The 3518-nt window shown below is 67.5% G+C and carries 2 protein-coding genes and 1 pseudogene; all 3 read left to right on the forward strand.

Annotated elements, in window-relative coordinates:
• Positions 1 to 887 (forward strand): annotated as a pseudogene (locus LQV45_RS21245) (glutamate synthase subunit alpha); the annotation flags it as partial.
• Positions 880 to 2337, forward strand: a complete 1458-nt coding sequence (locus tag LQV45_RS21250; RefSeq protein ID WP_028277049.1) for a glutamate synthase subunit beta — start codon at positions 880 to 882, stop codon at positions 2335 to 2337. The pseudogene LQV45_RS21245 and the gene LQV45_RS21250, both read left to right, overlap by 8 nt.
• Before the next feature lie 69 nt (positions 2338 to 2406).
• A partial coding sequence (gene pyk / locus LQV45_RS21255; RefSeq protein ID WP_230008707.1) for a pyruvate kinase occupies positions 2407 to 3518 on the forward strand: 1112 nt, incomplete at its 3' end.

Below are 3518 nucleotides of genomic sequence, written 5' to 3' on the forward strand. Positions count from 1 at the left end.
CAGGCCAGAACCACGAACTCGACAAGCACTTCGACCAGCGCCTGATCGCCATGGCGGCCGAAGCGCTGAGCGACCGCACGCCGGTGAAGATCTCCGTGAACGTCATCAACACGGACCGCTCCGTGGGCACCATGCTCGGCCACGTCGTGACGAAGACCTTCAGCACCGACGTCCTGGCCACGGACACCATTGACATCACGCTCAATGGCACCGCGGGCCAGTCGCTCGGGGCGTTCCTGCCGGCCGGCATCACCCTGCGCATGTTCGGCGACTCCAACGACTACGTCGGCAAGGGACTCTCCGGCGGCCGCATCATCGTCCGGCCGGACCGCACCAACGTGTTCCCGGCCGAGCGCAACGTGATCGCCGGCAACGTGATCGGCTACGGCGCCACAAGCGGTGAGCTGTTCCTCCGCGGCCAGGTCGGCGAACGCTTCCTGGTCCGCAACTCCGGCGCCACCGCGGTGGTCGAAGGCATCGGGGACCACGGCTGCGAGTACATGACCGGCGGCCAGACGCTCATCATCGGCCGCACCGGCCGCAACTTCGGCGCCGGCATGTCCGGGGGCACGGCCTACGTGCTGGACCTGCAGACCGAGCGCGTCAACAAGCAGGCCCTCGAGTCAGGCGAGCTGCAGCTGCGCGAGCTCGACGCCGAGGACCGCGACATCGTCCACGGGCTGCTCGTCAAGCACCTCGAGGAAACCGAGTCGCTGCTCGCGGCACGGCTCCTCGAGAACTTCGATGACACCGCAGCCCGCATAACCAAGGTGCTGCCGCGCGACTACGCGGCCGTCCTGCAAACCCGTCTTGACGCCATCGAAGAGGGCCTGGACCCCGACGGCGAAGAAGTTTGGTCTCGAATCCTGGAGGTGACCGGTGGCTGATCCACGCGGATTTCTGAAAGTACGTCAGCGTGAAACCCAGCCGCGCCGTCCCGTCCCGGTCCGCATCATGGACTGGAAAGAGGTCTACGAGGCCCAGGAAAAGGGTGTCCTGAAGAGCCAGGCCGGCCGCTGCATGGACTGCGGCGTCCCGTTCTGCCACCAGGGCTGCCCGCTGGGCAACCTCATCCCGGAATGGAACGACCTCGTCTGGCGGGACAAGGGCGAGGAAGCGATGGAGCGGCTGCACGCCACCAACAACTTCCCCGAGTTCACCGGACGGCTGTGCCCCGCCCCCTGCGAGGCGTCCTGCGTACTCGGCATCAACCAGCCCGCCGTGACCATCAAGCAGGTCGAGGTGTCCATCGTGGACCAGGCCTTCGAGAACGGCTGGGTCAACCCGCTGCCGCCGGCGCGCCTGACCGGCAAGACGGTCGCCGTCGTCGGATCCGGCCCCGCCGGGCTCGCCGTCGCCCAGCAGCTGACCCGGGTGGGCCACACTGTGGCCGTGTACGAGCGCGACGACAAGATCGGCGGCCTCCTGCGCTACGGGATCCCCGACTTCAAGATGGAAAAAGAGCAGGTGGACCGCCGGCTGGAGCAGATGAAGGCCGAAGGCACCCGGTTCCGCACCGGGGTGGCCGTCGGCACCGACGTGACGTGGGAGCAGCTGCGCCGCCGGTACGACGCCGTCGTCATCGCCACCGGGGCCACCGTCCCGCGTGACCTGCCGATCCCGGGCCGCGACCTCGACGGCGTCCACTACGCCATGGACTACCTCGTGCCGGCCAACCGGGTGGTGGCGGGGGAGACCGTGGAGAACCAGATCAATGCCGCGGGCAAGCACGTGGTCATCCTCGGCGGCGGCGACACCGGCGCCGACTGCCTCGGCACCGCGCACCGTCACCAGGCCGCGTCCGTGACCACACTGGCGATCGGCAAGCAGCCGCCCGTCGAGCGGGCCGGCCACCAGCCCTGGCCGACATTCCCCACCTTGTTCGAGGTCGCCAGCGCGCACGAGGAAGGCGGCGAACGCACCTACCTCGCCTCCACCGTGGAGTTCGTCGGGGAAAACGGCAAACTCACGGGCGTCAAGGTTGCGGAGACGGAATTCGTCGACGGCAAGCGCCTGCCGAAGGCCGGCACCGAGCGGATCATTCCGGCGGACCTCGTCTTCCTGTCCCTGGGCTTCACCGGCGCCGAGCCGGCCGGGATCACCGACCAGGTCCAGGCCGACTTCGACGGGCGCGGCAACGTGGCACGCGACGGTTACTACATGACCAACACTGAAGGCATCTTCGTCGCGGGCGACGCCGGCCGCGGCCAGTCGCTCATCGTTTGGGCCATCGCCGAAGGGCGCGCCTGCGCGGCCGCGGTGGACAAGTTCCTGATGGGCAGCACCATTCTGCCGGCACCCGTGGCGCCGACCGACCGTGCGATGGCTGTTCTGTAGTCCCACAGGACCTCCGGGATTCATCCGCACTTCAACTTAATCCATGCAACACACCAGTAGGGTAGGTATATGAGACGCGCTAAAATCGTGGCCACTTTCGGACCGGCAATCGCAAGCTTTGACAACACGCTGGCCGTGCTGGAAGCCGGCGTTGACGTGGCACGCATGAACATGAGCCACGGCGATTACTCCGTGCACGACAACACCTACGAGAACGTCCGCAAGGCTGCGGGACAGCTCGGCAAGGCCGTGGCCATCATGGCCGCCCTGCAGGGCCCGAAGATCCGCCTCGGACGTTTCGTCGACGGTCCCCACCTCCTGGAAGTCGGTGACACGTTCACGATCACCACCGAGGACGTTCCCGGCACCAAGGACATCTGCTCCACGACCCTCAAGAGCCTGACGGAGGACGTCAACCCCGGTGATGCCCTGCTGATCGACGACGGCAAGGTCGCCCTCCGCGCGATCGACGTCGACGACGTCAAGGTGGTCGCCCAGGTGATTGTCGGCGGCTGGGTCTCCAACAACAAGGGCATCAACCTGCCCGGCGTTGCCGTCAACGTGCCGGCGCTGAGCGAAAAGGACGAGGACGATCTGCGCTGGGCCATGCGCCGCGGCGTGGACATGGTTGCCCTGTCCTTCGTCCGGGATGCCTCGGACATCGTCCGCGTGCACGAGATCATGGACGAGGAAGGCCGCCGCGTGCCGGTGATCGCCAAGATCGAGAAGCCGCAGGCCGTGGAGCAGCTCCCCGAGATCATCGACGCCTTCGACGCCATCATGGTGGCCCGTGGCGACCTCGGTGTGGAACTTCCCCTCGAGGAAGTGCCGATCGTGCAGAAGCGCGCCGTTGAACTGGCACGCCGCTGGGCGAAGCCGGTCATCGTAGCCACCCAGGTCCTCGAGTCCATGATCGACAACCCGCGCCCGACGCGCGCCGAGGCCTCCGACTGCGCCAACGCGGTGCTCGACGGCGCCGACGCGGTCATGCTCTCCGGCGAGACCAGCGTGGGCAAGTACCCGATCGAGACCGTCAAGGTCATGGCCCGGATCATCGAGTCCACCGAGGTCCACGGCCTCGAGCGCGTCCCCCCGCTCGGCACCAAGCCCAAGACCCGCGGCGGCGCCATCACCCGGGCCGCCGTCGAGATCGCCGACCAGCTGGATGCGAAGTACATCTG

Source organism: Microbacterium sp. Bi128, assembly GCF_918698205.1.